The following is a 15,608-nucleotide window of genomic DNA, read 5'->3' as shown; positions in this document are numbered from 1 at the left end:
ATACGCTCCACCGCCCCCGACACCCTACAGGCGCTAACTTCAGTATGCGCCGGAGCCGCGAATGACCGCCCGGACTGTCCGCATCAGCACCACCAGGTCCAGCCAGATGCTCCAGTTGCGGACGTAGTAGGGGTCCCAGCGCTCCATGCCGATGTTGCCGCTCTCGCTGCGGCCCGACACCTGCCACAGGCCGGTCATGCCGGGGCGCACCTTCTCGCGCAGCGCCTGCACCTGCGGCGGCAGCTGGCTGTGGTGGTAGTCGGGCAGCGGGCGCGGTCCGACCAGTGACATCTGGCCGGTCAGCACGTTCACCAGCTGTGGCAGCTCGTCCAGGCTGAGCTTGCGGATGACCCGGCCCACCCGCGTGATGCGCGGGTCGCGCTTCAGCTTGTAGAACTCCAGCCACTCGGCCATCAGCGCCGGGTCCTCGGCCAGCGTGCGGCGCAGCACGTCCTCGGCGTTCGGCACCATGGTGCGGAACTTCCAGGTCAGGAAGGTCTGGCCGTCCAGCCCGATGCGCGGCTGCAGAAACAGTGGGTTCTGGCGGTCCTCCAGCCAGATCAGCGCCGCCAGCAGCAGGCACGGCAGCAGCCACAGCGGCAGCGTGATCAGCACGGCCACCAGATCGAAGGCCCGCTTGCCGAAGGTGGCGACCGGGTCCAGCAGGTAGCGCGTGACCTCCAGGCCCAGCACGCCGCCGAAATCGCTGGCCTTGACCCAGATGCTCTCCATCTCGAACAGGTCCGGGATGATCACCACGTTGCGGTAGTGAGACAGCGGGCCTTCCAGCAGCTCATTCATGCGCTCGCGGCTCAGGCCCGGCATGGCCAGCACCGCTGCCGGCACGTTGTGCACCGTGCGCGAGGCTGGACCCAGCACGGGCACGCCGTCCACCGTCTGCCCGCTCAGGGCCGGATCGTCGTCGAACACCGCCGAGGGGATGTAGCCGTACCCGGGGTTCTCCCGCAGCGCCGCGATCAGCGAGCGTCCGGTGTGCCCGCCGCCGTAGATGGCGGTGGGCAGGCCCCACAGCCCGGCGCGCAGCAGCAGCGAGCGGGCCGTGTGCCGCAGCAGCAGGCTGAGCGGCAGCGCCAGCACCAGGCTGAACACCAGGGCCACGCGGCTCACCTGACCGTCGTGGTTGGCCAGGAACAGCGAAGCTGCCGTGACGGCCAGCACGGTGAAGGTCAGCTCGGTCATGCGCTTGAGCTCGGTGGCCGCGCTCAGGCCCCAGCCGGGCAGCAGCTTCAGGATGAAGGCGCCCAGCAGCCACATGCACGCCGAGAACCACACCCAGTCCGGGTGCAGCACCGGCGCGAACAGGACGTTGCGCAGCCAGGTGGCGAAGTAGACGGCCAGCAGCAGGGCGGCCAGATCGGCCAGGGCCATGCACAGCCCGCCCAGCAGCGAGCGGTTGCGGAAGAGACGATGGGTATGGGCCTGCGGTTTGAGACCAGGGCGTGTTGAGCGGGTGGTGACGTGCATGCAGACTCCTGATCGGCCAGCGCCGGGCGAACATCCAGGGCAAGGAGGGGAAAACGTGGCGCCGGAGAAAGATCGGCCCTCCAACAAGACGCCCCTATCGTGACCGGGAGGTCGTTAAGTGAACGCAAAATCGCCGCGCGGCACGGCAACGTCGTGTGGGGTTTCCAGCCGTGGCGCGGACGCGTTGGCGGCGGCGCTGCCGCGGTTCCGGGGGTCCTGGTGTTCACACTGCATGCCTCACCCTTCACAGGTGAGGAGATGGTTTAGCGCCTCTTTTACGCCTGCTCCCTCACAGTAGGGGCAACCCGATGGGGTAGAAGCTCTTCGGCGCGGTCCAGGCCCTCCGGCCGGTGCGCTGCGGCCCACGATTCGCCAATCACTAAAGGAGTTTGAAGATGAGTGTCGTACTGGTAACGGGTTCTGCAGGATTGATCGGATCAGAAGCGGTGCGTCACTTTGCCGGCATGGGCATGGACGTGGTGGGCCTCGACAACGACATGCGCAAGTTCTTCTTCGGCGAGGAGGCCTCCACCCAGTGGAACCAGCGCCGCCTGGAAAAGGACCTGAAGAACTACACCCACCTGGATGTGGACATCCGCGACTACACCGAGATCGAGAAGATCTTTCAGCACTACGGCAAGGACCTGGCGCTGATCATTCACACGGCCGCGCAGCCCTCGCACGACTGGGCCGCCCGCGACCCCTTCTCGGACTTCTCGGTGAACGCCAACGGCACGCTGAACCTGCTGCAGGCCGCCCGCACCTTCTGCCCCACCACGCCTTTTATCTTCACCAGCACCAACAAGGTGTACGGTGACACGCCCAACCTGCTGCCGCTCCAGGAGCTGGAGAAGCGCTGGGAGATCGACCCCTCGCACCGCTACACCGTCGGCATCGCCGAGGACATGAGCATCGACCAGACCAAGCACTCGCTGTTCGGGGCCAGCAAGGTGGCCGCCGACGTGCTGGTGCAGGAGTACGGCCGCTACTTTGACATGCCGACCGTGTGCTTCCGCGGCGGCTGCCTGACCGGCCCCAACCACTCGGGCACCCAGCTGCACGGCTTCCTGGCCTACCTGATGAAGTGCGCCATGAGCGGCACCCACTACACGGTGTTCGGCTACAAGGGCAAGCAGGTGCGCGACAACATCCACAGCGCCGACCTGATCTCCGCCTTCCATCAGTTCTACCTGAACCCGCGCGTGGCGGAGGTCTACAACATCGGCGGCGGGCGCGAGAGCAACTGCAGCATGATGGAGGCCATCGAGCTGTGCGAGCAGATCACCGGGCAGCCGATGAACCACAGCTACGCCGAGGACAACCGCATCGGCGACCACATCTGGTACATCAGCGATCTGGCCAAGTTCAAGCAGCACTACCCCGAGTGGCAGATCACCTACGACGTGCCGCGCATCCTGCAGGAGATGTACGACTACAACCAGGAGCGCTGGGTGGTCTCGCATGATTGATCTGGGGCGCCATAGCGTGCTGGGCGTGGGCATCAATGCCGTGGACTACGACGCGGCGGTGGCGCGCATCATGCAGGCGGCCACCGAGAAGCGGCCGCTGGCGGTGAGCGCCCTGGCGGTGCACGGCGTGATGACCGGCCACCTGGACCCGGAACACGCCCGGCGGCTGAATGGCCTGGACCTGGTGGTGCCGGACGGCCAGCCGGTCCGCTGGGCGCTGCGGCTGCTGTACGGCAAGGCCCTGCCGGACCGGGTGTACGGCCCGAACCTGACGCTGTACACCGCCGAGGCGCTCGGCAAGCAGGGCATGAGCGTGTATCTGTACGGCAGCAAGCAGGAGGTGCTGGAGAAGTTTGCCAGCAACCTGCAGCAGAAGTACCCGGGCCTGCGCATCGCCGGGATGGAGGCGTCCAAGTTCCGGCGCACCACCCCGGAAGAGCAGCGCGAGATCGCCGAGCGCATCCGGGCTTCCGGGGCCGACGCGGTGTTCGTGGGGCTGGGCTGCCCGCGCCAGGAGGTGTGGGCCTTCGAGTACCGTAACCTGCTGCCGATGCCGGTGCTGGCGGTGGGCGCGGCCTTCGACTTCCACGCGGGCACGCTCGCGCAGGCGCCCAAGCACATGCAGGACGCCGGCCTGGAGTGGTTCTACCGACTCACCAAAGAGCCGGGCCGCCTGTGGAAACGTTACGTGCTGCTCAACCCGCTGTTCGTGTGGCGCCTGCTGCTGCAGGCCGCGCGGCTGCGCCGCTTCTCGGTGGCGCTGCCGGACGGCACCGAGCGCCAAGAACTGTACGGCTGACCATGACCGCTGATCCGGCTCTTTCCCGGTCGGCTTCGCTCTGCGCGCTCCCGCCCGCAGCAGACCCCCTGAGGTTGACGGTGAAACTCGCGCTCGACTCCAAAATCTTTGTGACCGGACACAACGAGGTTGTGGGGGGAGCGATTGTCCGGCACCTGCGTCAGCTGGGGTACCACAACATCGTGGTGCGCGACGACGATGCCCCGGCCGCCTGGGAGCCGGCCGCCGTGAACGCCTTCTTCGAGGCGCACCTGCCGGATTACGTGTTCCTGGCCCCCATCAGCCTGGGCGGGGTGCTGGACGACAGCCTGACGCCCGCCACCTGGCTGCGGCAGGCCCTGATGATGATGAGCAGCGTGATTCACGCCGCCTACCTCTACGAGAGCGAGCGGCTGCTGTGCATCGACTGCGACCCGACCCTCTTCGACGCGCGGGTGGTGAACCGCGACGCCGATTACCTGCAGGCCGAGCTGATCGCCGAGAGCCAGCGCGCCCGGGAGGCGGCCAGCACCATCATGACCGAGCTGTGCGACAGCTACCGCACCCAGTACGGCTGCCACTTCTCCAGCGCGGTGGCCACCGGCCTGTACGGGCCGGGGCTGCGGCTGGACGCCCCCAGAGGCAACCTGGTGAGCGCCCTGTTCCGCAAGGTGATCCAGGCGGCCGAGACGGGCCAGCCGCAGGTGCAGCTGCACGGCCACCCGGACCTGCCGTGTGAGGCGCTGTACATCGACGACCTCGCCGACGCCTGCCTGTTCCTGATCGAGCAGCTCTCGGAGCCCGGCACCATCGGCATCCGGCAGCGGGAGCCGCACACCCTGGTGCAGCTGGCCGAATGCGTGGGCCGCGTGACCGGCTACACCGGCCGTTTCTGCTTCGACGACAGCACCCCGCTGCCGCCGCCACGCCGTCAGGGCGACCCGGAGCGGCTGATCCGGGCCGGCTGGGTGCCGGACACCTCGCTGGAGGGCGGCTTCCGCAAGACCTACCGCTGGTACCAGCGGCACGCCGGCACCGTCAGCACGGTATAAGCAAGGCAAGAAGAGGGGGTCGGGCAGCGTCTGCGCCCGGCCCCCTCGCTGTTGCCCTTCAGTTGCTGCCGGGCGCTGCTTTGGGAAACTCCACCTTGACGTGCACGGTGGTGCCCACCGGCGTCTGCGGGTCCAGGTTGATGCCGTGGGCGGCCAGCAGCGGGGGGCTCGGCTGCGGGTCAATGGCCCGGATGAACACCCGTCCCTGCGCCGGCAGAAACACGCACCAGCCTTTCGGCTCGCCCACGAAGGCGCGCACCGGCAGCAGCGACTGCAGCGTCAGGTTTTCTGGCGTGGCCCAGAACTCGATCAGCAGCAGCGCCTGCTCGCGCTTCATGTCGCTCTCCTGCAGGTCCAGCTGCAGTTCGATGGCGTCCTTCACGCCCGGTACGATGTTGGTCCAGCCGGGCACCACCGCCCGGTCACTGCCTACGCTGCGGAGCATCTGTTGAGGTTGCTGGGTCATGCGGGTTCCGCCTTCCACGTCGAGATCAGGGTCCGGGTCAGCAGAAAGCCCAGGCCGAACAGCAGCAGCGGCACCAGGTCTATCTGTACCGACCGCTCCTTCTCCGGTTCCAGGGCATTGCTCTTTCGAAAGGTGATCATGGGCCGAGCTTAGCGTGAAACGGGTCCGGCGTGGGCCGGGTGGGGGCAGCGGCGGGCCATTGTTCGGCCGGTCCTTGCGTGCGGCCACAGATGACGCTAGAACCGTCTAGACATGAGCGCCCCTGCCACCATGACCGCCCTCATCAAGGAACACGCCCGCGAGGGCATCTGGATGCGTCAGGTTCCAGTTCCGGAACCGGGCCCCAACGACCTGCTGATCCGGGTCCGCAAAAGCAGCATCTGCGGCACCGACGTGCACATCTACAACTGGGACGCCTGGTCCAGCCAGACGATTCCGCTGGGCATGGTGGTGGGTCACGAGTACGTGGGCACCGTGGCCGGCATGGGCAGTGAGGTGCGTGGTTTCCAGATGGGGGACCGGGTCAGCGGGGAAGGGCACATCACCTGCGGGCACTGCCGCAACTGCCGCGCCGGCCGCCGCCACCTGTGCCGCAACACCCAGGGGGTGGGCGTCAACCGCCCCGGCAGCTTCGCCGAGTACCTGGTGATTCCGGCCTTCAACGCCTTCCGCATCCCCGAGAACATCCCCGACGACGTGGCGGCCATTTTCGACCCGTTCGGGAACGCGGTGCACACGGCGCTCAGCTTCGATCTGGTGGCCGAGGACGTGCTGATCACCGGGGCCGGCCCCATCGGGGTGATGGCGGCGGCCATCGCGCGGCACGCCGGGGCCCGCAACGTGGTCATTACCGACGTCAACGATTACCGCCTGGACCTTGCCCGGCAGATGGGCGCCACCCGCGCCGTGAACGTGGCGCGCGAGGACCTGTGGACCGTGGCGCAGACGGAACTCGGCATGACCGAGGGCTTCGACGTGGGCCTGGAGATGAGCGGCAACGGGGCGGCGTTCCGTCAGCTGCTGCACAGCATGAACCACGGCGGCAAGGTGGCGCTGCTGGGCATCCCGGCCGGCGACGTGCAGATCGACTGGAACGACGTGATCTTCAAGGGCCTGACCTTGAAGGGCATCTACGGCCGCGAGATGTTCGAGACGTGGTACAAGATGGCGGCGCTGGTGCAGTCGGGCCTGGACCTGAGCCCGGTCATCACGCACCACTACGGCATCCAGGACTTCCAGCAGGGCTTTGACATGATGCGCGGCGGCCAGAGCGGCAAGGTCATCCTGGACTGGGAATAAAGAAGCAAGAAGGCCGGCTGACTGCTGTGGTCAGCCGGCCTTCTTGTTGCTGTTCAGAACAGCGTGGCGGCCTTGAAGCACAGCCAGCCGAGCAGCATGCAGGTGGGAATGGTGAAGATCCAGGCGCTGACGATGCGTCCGGCCACCTGCCACTTGACCTTCTTGTAGCCCTTGGTGGTGCCCACCCCCATGATGGCGCTGCTGATGACGTGGGTGGTGCTGACCGGGATGCCCAGCCGGCTGGCGGTTTCGATGATGCTGGCCGCGCTCAGCTCCGCCACGAAGCCGTCAATGGGCCGCAGCTCCACCACCTTGAAGCCCATGGTGCGGATGATGCGCCACCCGCCGGTGGCCGTGCCGATGCCCATGGCGGTGGCGGCGGCCAGGATCACCCACAGCGGCACCGTGTTGAGGGTGGTGCCTAGGTACGCGCCCAGCGCCAGCGTGATGATGCCCATGGTCTTCTGGGCGTCATTGCCGCCGTGCGAGAAGGCCATAAATGCCGCCGAGAAGATCTGCAGCGGCCGGAACACGCGCGTCACGGTGCGGGGGCTCAGGTGGCGCACCACCAGCCACAGCAGCAGAAACATCAGCACGATCGGCACCAGGAAGCCCAGCACCGGGCTGAACAGCAGGCCCTGCAGCGTCTTGACCACGCCCTTGGGCACGATGGAACCCCAGCCGCCGGCCGCTACCCCGGCTCCCACCAGGCTGAACACCAGGGCGTGGCTGCTGCTGCTGGGAATGCCGCGCCACCATGTGAAGAGGTTCCAGACGATGGCACTCACCAGGGCGGCCCCCACCAGCGTCAGGTTGCCCGCGATCTCGGGCGACACGATGTCGCGGCTGATGGTTTTGGCTACGGCCGTGCCGGTCAGGGCGCCCACGATGTTCAGCACCGCGCTCATGGTGATGGCCTGGGTAGGCGTCAGAACGCGGGTGGCCACGCTGGTGGCGATGGCGTTGGCGGTGTCGTGAAAGCCGTTGATGAAATCGAAGATCAGGGCCAGCGCCACGATCACGATCAGGGTGAGCAGGGCCGCGCTCATCAGGCGTTCTTGAGCATGACGTTCTCGACCGTCTTGGCCACCCGCTGCGCCTGATCGATGGCGCTTTCAAGCAGCGCCAGGATCTCGCCCATCCGCATGGCCGCCACCATCCCCGGCACGTCCGTCACGCCGTCATACAGGCCCACCTGCACCTCGTCGCTGACCTGATCGCCCTGGTCTTCCAGCTGCCGCACCTGCTCCATCAGCTGGCGCAGCTCACCGTATCGGCCCGCCGACTCCAGCAGCGGCATGCCCTGGGCCAGCACCTCGGCCTGCTGGCGCACGATCTCGGCCAGCGTGGCGGCCTGCGGCGACGGCTGCCGCACCCGGTACAGCACCAGCTTGCGGGCGGCCTCCTCGATGTCGTCCACCACGTCGTCCAGGTGTTCGATCAGCTGAATGATGTCCTCGCGATCGAACGGCACGATAAATGACTGCGACAGCACCTCCACCAGCTGCTTGCTCAGCCGGTCGGCCTCGTGCTCTAGGTCGCGGATGGCCTGCACCTTTGCCTCCACCTCGGTGTAGTCCTGCAGCAGCGTGCACAGCGCCTGGGCGGTCTGGGCCGCAATCCGGGCCTGCTGCGTGAACAGGACACTGAATTGCGGATTCTTGGGCATGAACCTTGACAGAACCATGATCCCAATTGTGAAGGAAGGCCAGCGGTTTGTCAGGCCGGGTAAGCAAATGATGGTCAGACAAAAGACATGCCCCGGAGGTCTGTCTCCGGGGCATGTCTGACTGCTCGGCTCAGGGCAGGGTCAGGGGCGTGGTGAAGTTCGCGCGGAAGCTGTCGGCGCTGTTGGTGGTGTTGGCACCGGGCGGGGTGCTGGTGCTGTTTGGCACGATGTCGCCCGCACCGTAGTTGTCGCCGCCGAAGATGCCGCCGTAGATGTTGACCGGCGTACTGGGCTTGCCGCTCAGGCCCAGGGCGGTCCAGGGAATCGCCAGTTCGACCGTCTGATTGGGCAGCGTGCCGCTGGCCGCCTGGAGGTAATCAGCGCTGCCGACCTCAGGCACGACGGTGTTGCTCGTCACGCGGTGCACCTGGGCCGCCTCGTTGCCGTAGCGGGCAACGAAGCTGTCCACTCCCGAGTTGAATGTGGCGAGGCGGGGCCATGCAGCAAACTGGTTGGCCTGCAGCGCCCCGCCGGCGCCGGTATCCAGGTACACGATGGCGCTGTTGCCGCTGACGGTATAGGTGTAGGCCAGATACAGGTACTGGCTGTCACTGTCAGCCTGCAGAGTCAGGAAGTTGTTGTCGGTCCCGAAGCCGCCTTGATCCGGGCTGGTGAGCTTCACCTTGGGGGCAATCCAGTCGGAGAGGTTGCCGTCGATGGTGTACTTGGTGTTGGTGGACCCACTCTGGCTCAGCGCGAAGTCCACGCCGGTGGCCGGGGAGGTGGCAGTGATGGCCGCACTGTTCAGGTAGCCCGCAGCGCTGGCGGTCAGCGTCTGGCTGCCGGAAGGGGCCAGCAGGGTGTAGCTGCCGTCCGCGAAGGTGTAGGCGTACTGCAGGTTCTTGTCGTTGCCCTCCACCAGGGCGCCGGCCAGCGGCGCGCCCTTGCCGGTCACGTGGCCCTCGATGACGGTGGTGGGCGCGGGCGTGCTGATGTAGTCGTAGGTGGCGTTCACCGCGGCGCCGGTGTCTACCGTCACGCTGCGGTTCGGCTGGTTTGGTCCCTCGTAGCCGCTGTTCTTGGCACCGGCGGCGGTGTTGCCGAACTTGAACTCCACAGTCCGGAAGAGCGGCAGCGCCACGGTGGTCTTCCAGAGGCCGCGCGTCGTCTGGGTCATCGGGTAGCTGATCTGGCTGCCGGTGTCGAAGCGGCGCAGTTCCACCGTGCCGTTGCCCTGGCTGCGGGCGTTGACTGTGAAGGTCACCTGGACCGTGTTCTTGCTATCGGGCATGGCGCTCACGCTGCGCCCCGCCGACTCGCGGCCCTGGGCGTCCACCCCCACCACCCGGAAGCTGTAGCTGCTGCCGTTGGTCAGGCTGCGTGCCAGGAAGGTCAGGGTGCTGGCCGGCAGCGGCGCGAAGTTCAGCAGCTGTTCCTGGCCGCCCGCTACCGACTGGTACACCCGGTAGCCGGTGACGTCCGTGCCGGCCGGGGCCGTCCAGGTCAGCTGCACCGCACCGTCGCCCGCCCGTGCGGCCAGCGCACCCACCTCCGGTAGAGCGGGGTTGACCGTCACGGTCGCCCCACTGCCGGCCTTGCCGCTCACTGCCAGCAGGCTGTGGGCCGGAACGGTGCCCACCAGCAGGCCATTCTGGTACTTAAGGGTGCTGGTCCGCCCGGTGATCTCCGTCAGGGCCGCGCCGCTGAAGGTGCCGAGCAGCGGAATGCCGCCGCCCGGCAGACTGGAGAGCTGCAGGTCGGTGTCGCCGTTGTTCATGACGGCCACCACCGGCTGCCCGCTGCCGTCCTTCATCACGCGGCGGAAGGCGTAGATGGGCGCGCCGCCGTTGGGCCGCCACAGCTCCTGCTGCACGCCATGCCGCAGCGCCACGTAGCCGGTGCGGGCCTTGGCCAGCGCCGTGAGCCGGGCAGCGGTGGGGCTGCCGTCCACCTTGCTGAAGTCCATGTCCTCGCGGTTGCCCTCGCCCAGCACGTAGTTGTAGGGGTCGCCCTTGCCCGCCTGCGCAATCTCGGTGCCCTGGTACACGCTGGGGGTGCCGCGCGACATGTACATCAGGCTCAGCGCGAGGTCCAGGCGGGCGGCGGCCTGCTGGGCGTTGCCCCCCTTGTTCTGCACCTCGCTCACGAAGCGCGGCACGTCGTGGTTGTCGATAAAGGTGGTCAGCCGGGTCGGGTCCTTGTAGGCGCTGTCGCGGGCGAAGGTGTCGGCCAGGGCGTCCAGGCTGCCGGACGCGCTGCTCAGGTTGTCCTTGACCGCGAAGTACAGCGCGAAGTCGAACACGCTTGGCGAGCCCAGCACGTCCATGTAGCGCGCCAGGAAGGCCGGGTCGCCGTTGAACACCTCGCCCACCGACCAGATTTTGCTCGGGTCGCCGGCGCCGCCCGCCTTGAAGAACTGCGGCCAGTAGCTGTCGGCCACGTGCTTCATGGTGTCGATACGCAGGCCGTCGATGCCGACGTTGTCGCGCCAGTACGTCACGAAGTCGTTGAGGTACTGCACCACTTCCGGCTTGCTCTGGTCGAAGTCCGGCAGACCATCCAGGCCACAGTCCTGATCCTTATTGGTGCTGTCGTCGCACTGTTTCTGGGTGTGAAACCAGTCCGGGTGCGCATCGGTCAGTGCCGACTTGTATCCGGCATGGTTCACCACCACGTCCTGGATGATCTTCAGGCCGTTCTTGTGCGCGCTGTCCACCAGCGCCTTCAGGTCCGCCTGGCTGCCGAAGTGCGGGTCGGTCTTGAAGAAGTCGTCGGCCCAATAGCCGTGATACGCAGCAAACGGCTTGCCCTTGTTGGGGCCGTCTTTGACCGCGATGCTCGGCACCTGCAGCACCACCGGGCTGATCCAGATGGCCGTGAAGCCCAGCTTCTTGAAGTAGCCGGATTCGATCTTCTGCTGCAGCCCCTTCCAGTCGCCGCCGTGCCAGCCGAGCGGGTTGGTCCGGTCGGCGCGGTCGCCCGGCTCGCGGTCTGCCCCGTTGTCGTTGCTGGGGTCGCCGTTGCTGAAGCGGTCGGTGAGGGCGAAATAGATGGTCTCGCCCTGCCAGTCCCGCGCGGTGGGCGGAGTTGGCTTGTTGACGAGGCCGCACGCCGACAGGGCCAGCGTGACGGCGACCAGGGCGCCGAGGCGCCCGCCCGTTTGGAAGCGTTTCATTTAACTGTATTGAATCGTGAACGAAGGAACTTTGTCAATGCGGCCAGCCTTGACGCCGCCCTCACTCTGTCGGCCATCTGACAGCCGGTGCCGGACCGCTTCCCTAGCCTGGAGGCATGAAAGCCACCTGGAACGGTCAGACCATCGCCAGCAGCACCCAGACGGTGGTGGTGGAGGGCAACCACTACTTCCCGCGCGAATCGGTGAACCCGCAGTACCTCCGGGAGAGCACCACCCACACCACCTGCCCGTGGAAGGGCGAGGCCAGCTACTACACGCTGGAAGTGGACGGGCAGCAGAACCGGGACGCAGCCTGGTATTACCCTCAGCCGAAGCAGGCGGCCAGCAACATCACCGGGTACATCGCCTTCTGGAAGGGTGTGGAGGTTCAGCCGGACTGAACAGGCGAAGGCCAGCGAATTCCTGATTCGCTGGCCTTCGCCTGTTCGGCACCGTCTTCACTCGAACAGGGTGCTGACGCTCTCGCCGGTGTGAATGTTGCGGATGGCGTCGGCAAACAGCTGGGCCACCGACAGCACGTGCATCTTGCCGCCGGACCCCTCAATCTTGCTCTCCGGCACCAGCACCGTGTTGGTGCTCGCCACCTGCACGGCGTCCAGGGCGCGGATGCGCTCCACCGCCGGGCCGGTGTACACGCCGTGCGTGACGGCCACGTACACGTCCTTGGCGCCCATCCGCTTGGCGAAGTTGACCGCCTCCACCAGACTGCCGGCGGTGCTGATCTCGTCGTCCACGATGAACACGTTCTTGCCCTGCACGTCACCGATCAGGGCGCGTGGGTCCACAGTGGTGTCGGAGGTGCGCTGCTTGTCGATGAAGGCCAGACCACTGTTGAGCCGGTGCGCGATGGCCGCCGCCCGCTTGATGCTGCCGGCGTCGGGCGCCAGTACCACGCCTTCATGGGCGTGTGGCACCACCCGCTGGAAGTGCTCGCCCAGGATGCGGTCGGAGGAGAGGTGGTCTACCGGCACCTTGAAGAAGCCGTGCACCTGAGAGCTGTGCAGCGTCATGGTCAGGATGCGGTCGGCGCCGGCCTCCTGCAGCAGGTCGGCCACCAGCCGACCGGCGATGCTGATGCGCGGCGCGTCCTTCTTGTCGCTGCGGGCGTAGCTGTAATACGGAATCACGGCGGTGACGCGCCCGGCAGACGCGCTCTTGGCCGCGTCGATCAGCAGCATCAGTTCCATGATCGCGTCGCTGACCGGGGTGCTGAAGCTCTGCACGATGAACACGTCGCCCTCGCGCAGCGATTCCTCGTACTGCACGATGATGTTGTCGTTGGTGAACTTCACCGTCTCGCTCCGCCCCAATGGAATGCCCAGGTGCTGACAGATCTCCTGGGCGAGCGGAATGTTGCTCTGCCCGGAAAACACGAGCAGCGGACCACGGTTGATGTTCAAGGGAGAAACCTCCATTGGGTGGGGGAGTCTGAGGGCAGGACAGGCTGCGCGCGGCACCTGAGTCGGGACGGTCGTAGCATAGCGCCGTCAGCCGGGTGTTTCGTCCTGTCACCCGGTCAGTAGTGCCCGGAGCTCAACCGTGGACGGTGGTGCCTTCCACATCAATCGGCAGGTCCAGCACCTGACCGTGCAGGCCGTTGCGGGCCATCACGCCGCTCAGGAACTGGTGCAGCCCGCCGGTAGGCTGGCGGGTGTCGTGAAAGCACAGCACGGTGGGGCCGGCGCCGCTCAGGGCCGCGCCCAGCGCCCCGTGACGGGTGGCGCCCTCCAGCACGTCGGTGAGGCCCGGCACCAGCGGCGCGCGCCAGATCTGGTGCACGTAGTCCTGCATGGCGTGCTGCAGCAGCTCCAGCCGCCCCTGCGACAGTGCGGCGGCCAGCAGCGCGGCGTGCGACAGCGCGTGGACGGTGTCGGAGCGCGAGTACTCGGTGGGCAGCACAGCGCGGGCCTTGCTGGTGGACAGCTCGAAGTCCGGAATCAGCACCGTGACGCCCAGGTGCGCGGGCGGCTCCAGTCGCACGTAGTGGGTGCCCAGCTTGTCCAGCGTCGCCACGGCGATGCCGCCGTACAGCGCCGGCGCCACGTTATCCGGGTGGCCTTCCTCGCGCGCCGCCACGTCCAGCAGGTCCTCGCTGCTCAGCGGTTCACCCAGCAGCACGTTGCCGGCCACCAGCCCCGCCACCAGTGCGGCGGCGCTGCTGCCCAGGCCGCGCGCCAGCGGCACCTCGGTTTCGATCTCTACCCGCACCGGCGGCAGCTTGCGGCCCACCTTGCGGGCGGCCAGCAGCATCGCCTGATAGATGTAGTTGCTCTCGTTGGCGGGCGTGCCCTCCAACGCCTCGCCCAGCGGCACCACCTCGGTGCGGGCCTGCCGGGTCAGGCGCAGGGTGGTCCACAGGCTCAGGCTCAGGCCCAGGCTGTCGAAGCCGGGCCCCAGGTTGGCGCTGGAGGCGGGCGCGCGGACGGTGAACGACTCAGCCATGCTGCAACCGGGCGGCGGGGTGCGCGGGGGGCCTCCCGATCAAAGGATGGCCTCCAGCACCCGGTCCAGGCTGGCCTCGATGCCTTTGGGTGCCTCCACCGCGCGCATGGCCGCGTTCGGGTCCTTCAGGCCATTGCCGGTCAGAATCGCCACCACCGTCTGCCCCGGCGTGAGGCGCCCCTCGCGTTTGAGTTTCAGCAGCCCCGCCACCGGCGTGGCGCTGGCCGGCTCGCAGAACACGCCCTCGCGGGCGATCAGGTTGTAGGCGTGCATGATCTCGTCGTCGCTGGCCATGTCAAAGAGGCCGCCCGACTCCTGCACGGCAGCGCGGGCCAGCGGCGCACTGGCCGGATTGCCGATGCGGATGGCGCTGGCCAGCGTCTCGGGCTCGTCGATGATGGCGTTGCGCACGAAGGGGGCCGCGCCCTCCGCCTGGAAGCCCAGCATCCGGGGCCGGTGCTCGCTCTGGCCCGCCTCGTGGTACTCCTTGAAGCCCATCCAGTACGCGCTGATGTTGCCGGCGTTGCCCACTGGAATCGCCAGTGCGTCCGGGGCGCGGCCCAGCACGTCCACGATCTCGAAGGCGCCGGTCTTCTGGCCCTGCAGTCGGTACGGGTTGACGCTGTTCACCAGCGCCAGCGGATGCTTGTCGCTGATCTCGCGCACCAGCGTGAGCGCCCGGTCGAAGTTGCCCTGAATCGCCACGATGTGGGCGCCGTAGGCGATGGCCTGCGCCAGTTTGCCGAGCGCGATGTTGCCGTCCGGAATCAGCACCACGCACTTCAGGCCGCTGCGGGCAGCGTAGGCGGCGGCGGCGGCGCTGGTGTTGCCGGTGCTGGCGCAGATGATGGTGTCGGCACCGTCCTCGATGGCCTTGGCCACCGCCATCACCATGCCGCGGTCCTTGAAGCTGCCGGTGGGATTAAGCCCCTCGTATTTCAGGTACAGCTCGATGTCCAGTTCGCGGCTCAGCTTCGCGGCGTGAATCAGCGGCGTGTTGCCCTCGTGCAGCGTCAGGGCGGGCGTCCGCTCGGTGACGGGCAGATACGGACGGTACGCTTCGATGATTCCGGGCATGCTGTTCCTCCAGTGGGCCACTCCCGGCGGCTGCCGGGACGCGCTGCCGCCATGCTACAGGGCCGGCGCGCTCCGGCGTGAGGCGGCGTCAAGACAAGTCCGGCACACCGAAGCAGCTCAGTGCCCGGTCAGCCAGGACGCCGGTTTTTCACCTGCAGGCCGCGAGTCTGACGGCCCCTTTACACCGTTTTGTGCGGAACCTTACATGGCCTTGAAATGGTCTTGATTTGGTAAGCCGCGCTGCTATTGGGGCATTTGTCCAGGCTCATGCTTCTCCCACAACGAGCGAAAGCCGTTGGCCATCAAGGGAAGCCTCATACGGGCAATCCACATCACGGAGGTAGACATCATGGGTTGGATTATTACGATCATCGTCGGCGCACTGTGTGGTTGGCTCGCCAGCATCATCATGAAGACGGACGCGCAGCAGGGCGCGGTCGCCAACATCCTGATCGGTATCGTGGGCGCGCTGCTGGCCCAGTGGATCTTCGGCAACCTGCTCGGCTGGGGCGGCTCCACAGCGGGGACCTTCAGCATCATGGGCATTGTCTGGGGCATTGTGGGATCGGTCATTCTGATCGCCATCCTCAAGGCCCTGCGCGTTCTGCGTTAATCGACAGACGGCTTCACAGCACCGCCGGGATTCGTCCCGGCGGTTTTTTGTGGCCGTGACGT

15 protein-coding genes are annotated in these 15,608 nt (G+C 67.0%); 6 read left to right on the top strand and 9 right to left on the bottom strand.

The features are described 5' to 3' along the window. Nucleotides 1–39: 39 nt before the first annotated feature. Complete coding sequence (gene wbaP, locus ABOD76_RS08415; RefSeq protein WP_350244379.1) at nt 40–1,485, bottom strand: undecaprenyl-phosphate galactose phosphotransferase WbaP; 1,446 nt, start codon at nt 1,483–1,485, stop codon at nt 40–42. Between the two features lie 395 nt (nt 1,486–1,880). Between wbaP and ABOD76_RS08410 the strand changes: the two genes are divergently transcribed. The 3 genes from ABOD76_RS08410 (at nt 1,881) to ABOD76_RS08400 (ending at nt 4,784) form a co-directional block, all read left to right on the top strand. Continuing rightward, nucleotides 1,881–2,954 (top strand): NAD-dependent epimerase/dehydratase family protein, encoded by a 1,074-nt coding sequence (locus tag ABOD76_RS08410; protein ID WP_350244378.1) that lies wholly within the window; start codon nt 1,881–1,883, stop codon nt 2,952–2,954. Beyond that, a complete protein-coding gene (locus ABOD76_RS08405) occupies nt 2,947–3,753 on the top strand; it encodes a WecB/TagA/CpsF family glycosyltransferase (RefSeq protein ID WP_350244377.1) in 807 nt (268 codons plus the stop codon). The genes ABOD76_RS08410 and ABOD76_RS08405 overlap by 8 nt, the downstream gene beginning before the upstream one ends. Nucleotides 3,754–3,833: 80 nt before the next feature. Beyond that, the gene (locus tag ABOD76_RS08400) at nt 3,834–4,784 is read left to right on the top strand and encodes an NAD-dependent epimerase/dehydratase family protein (RefSeq protein ID WP_350244376.1); all 951 of its coding nucleotides are present in this window, start codon (nt 3,834–3,836) and stop codon (nt 4,782–4,784) included. Nucleotides 4,785–4,842: 58 nt separating this feature from the next. Here the strand turns inward: ABOD76_RS08400 and ABOD76_RS08395 are convergent, their stop codons facing one another. Both ABOD76_RS08395 and ABOD76_RS08390 read right to left on the bottom strand, forming a co-directional pair. Continuing rightward, nucleotides 4,843–5,250 carry a uracil-DNA glycosylase gene (locus ABOD76_RS08395; RefSeq protein ID WP_350244375.1) on the bottom strand — a complete coding sequence of 136 codons (408 nt, stop codon included), beginning with the start codon at nt 5,248–5,250 and terminating at the stop codon, nt 4,843–4,845. Then, entirely contained in the window at nt 5,247–5,390 is a 144-nt protein-coding gene (locus ABOD76_RS08390) for a hypothetical protein (protein WP_350244374.1), read from the bottom strand. Before ABOD76_RS08390 ends, ABOD76_RS08395 begins: the two co-directional genes overlap by 4 nt. Nucleotides 5,391–5,520: 130 nt before the next feature. On the opposite strand from ABOD76_RS08390, the gene tdh reads away from it, so the two are divergent. Then, on the top strand, nt 5,521–6,549 hold the full coding sequence (gene tdh, locus ABOD76_RS08385; protein ID WP_350245231.1) for an L-threonine 3-dehydrogenase: 1,029 nt from the start codon (nt 5,521–5,523) through the stop codon (nt 6,547–6,549). 53 nt (nt 6,550–6,602) lie between these two features. On the opposite strand, the gene ABOD76_RS08380 is transcribed toward tdh, so the two are convergent. From ABOD76_RS08380 to ABOD76_RS08370, 3 genes are all read right to left on the bottom strand, one after another. Beyond that, nucleotides 6,603–7,598: an inorganic phosphate transporter gene (locus ABOD76_RS08380; RefSeq protein WP_350244373.1), complete on the bottom strand. Its 996-nt coding sequence runs from the start codon at nt 7,596–7,598 to the stop codon at nt 6,603–6,605. Beyond that, nucleotides 7,598–8,236 carry a DUF47 domain-containing protein gene (locus tag ABOD76_RS08375; RefSeq protein ID WP_350244372.1) on the bottom strand — a complete coding sequence of 213 codons (639 nt, stop codon included), beginning with the start codon at nt 8,234–8,236 and terminating at the stop codon, nt 7,598–7,600. The genes ABOD76_RS08380 and ABOD76_RS08375 overlap by 1 nt, the downstream gene beginning before the upstream one ends. Nucleotides 8,237–8,348: 112 nt before the next feature. Then, entirely contained in the window at nt 8,349–11,393 is a 3,045-nt protein-coding gene (locus ABOD76_RS08370) for an alpha-amylase family glycosyl hydrolase (RefSeq protein WP_350244371.1), read from the bottom strand. A gap of 116 nt (nt 11,394–11,509) precedes the next feature. Here ABOD76_RS08370 and ABOD76_RS08365 point away from each other — a divergent pair, with 116 nt between their 5' ends. Beyond that, the gene (locus tag ABOD76_RS08365) at nt 11,510–11,794 is read left to right on the top strand and encodes a DUF427 domain-containing protein (protein WP_350244370.1); all 285 of its coding nucleotides are present in this window, start codon (nt 11,510–11,512) and stop codon (nt 11,792–11,794) included. A gap of 57 nt (nt 11,795–11,851) precedes the next feature. On the opposite strand, the gene ABOD76_RS08360 is transcribed toward ABOD76_RS08365, so the two are convergent. From ABOD76_RS08360 to thrC, 3 genes are all read right to left on the bottom strand, one after another. Next, nucleotides 11,852–12,829: a ribose-phosphate diphosphokinase gene (locus ABOD76_RS08360; protein WP_380130128.1), complete on the bottom strand. Its 978-nt coding sequence runs from the start codon at nt 12,827–12,829 to the stop codon at nt 11,852–11,854. A 118-nt stretch (nt 12,830–12,947) separates the two neighbouring features. After that, nucleotides 12,948–13,856, bottom strand: coding sequence for a homoserine kinase (gene thrB / locus ABOD76_RS08355; protein ID WP_350244368.1), 909 nt, complete (start codon nt 13,854–13,856; stop codon nt 12,948–12,950). A gap of 39 nt (nt 13,857–13,895) precedes the next feature. After that, a complete protein-coding gene (gene thrC / locus ABOD76_RS08350; RefSeq protein WP_350244367.1) occupies nt 13,896–14,933 on the bottom strand; it encodes a threonine synthase in 1,038 nt (345 codons plus the stop codon). A gap of 349 nt (nt 14,934–15,282) precedes the next feature. Here thrC and ABOD76_RS08345 point away from each other — a divergent pair, with 349 nt between their 5' ends. Then, complete coding sequence (locus ABOD76_RS08345) at nt 15,283–15,546, top strand: GlsB/YeaQ/YmgE family stress response membrane protein (protein ID WP_350244366.1); 264 nt, start codon at nt 15,283–15,285, stop codon at nt 15,544–15,546. The last annotated feature ends 62 nt before the right edge of the window (nt 15,547–15,608 follow it).

Origin of the sequence: Deinococcus sonorensis KR-87 (genome assembly GCF_040256395.1) — a bacterium.
GTDB lineage: Bacteria > Deinococcota > Deinococci > Deinococcales > Deinococcaceae > Deinococcus > Deinococcus sonorensis.
The sequence above is the reverse complement of the archived record's forward strand: the minus strand, read 5'-3'. Positions and strand labels throughout refer to the sequence as shown.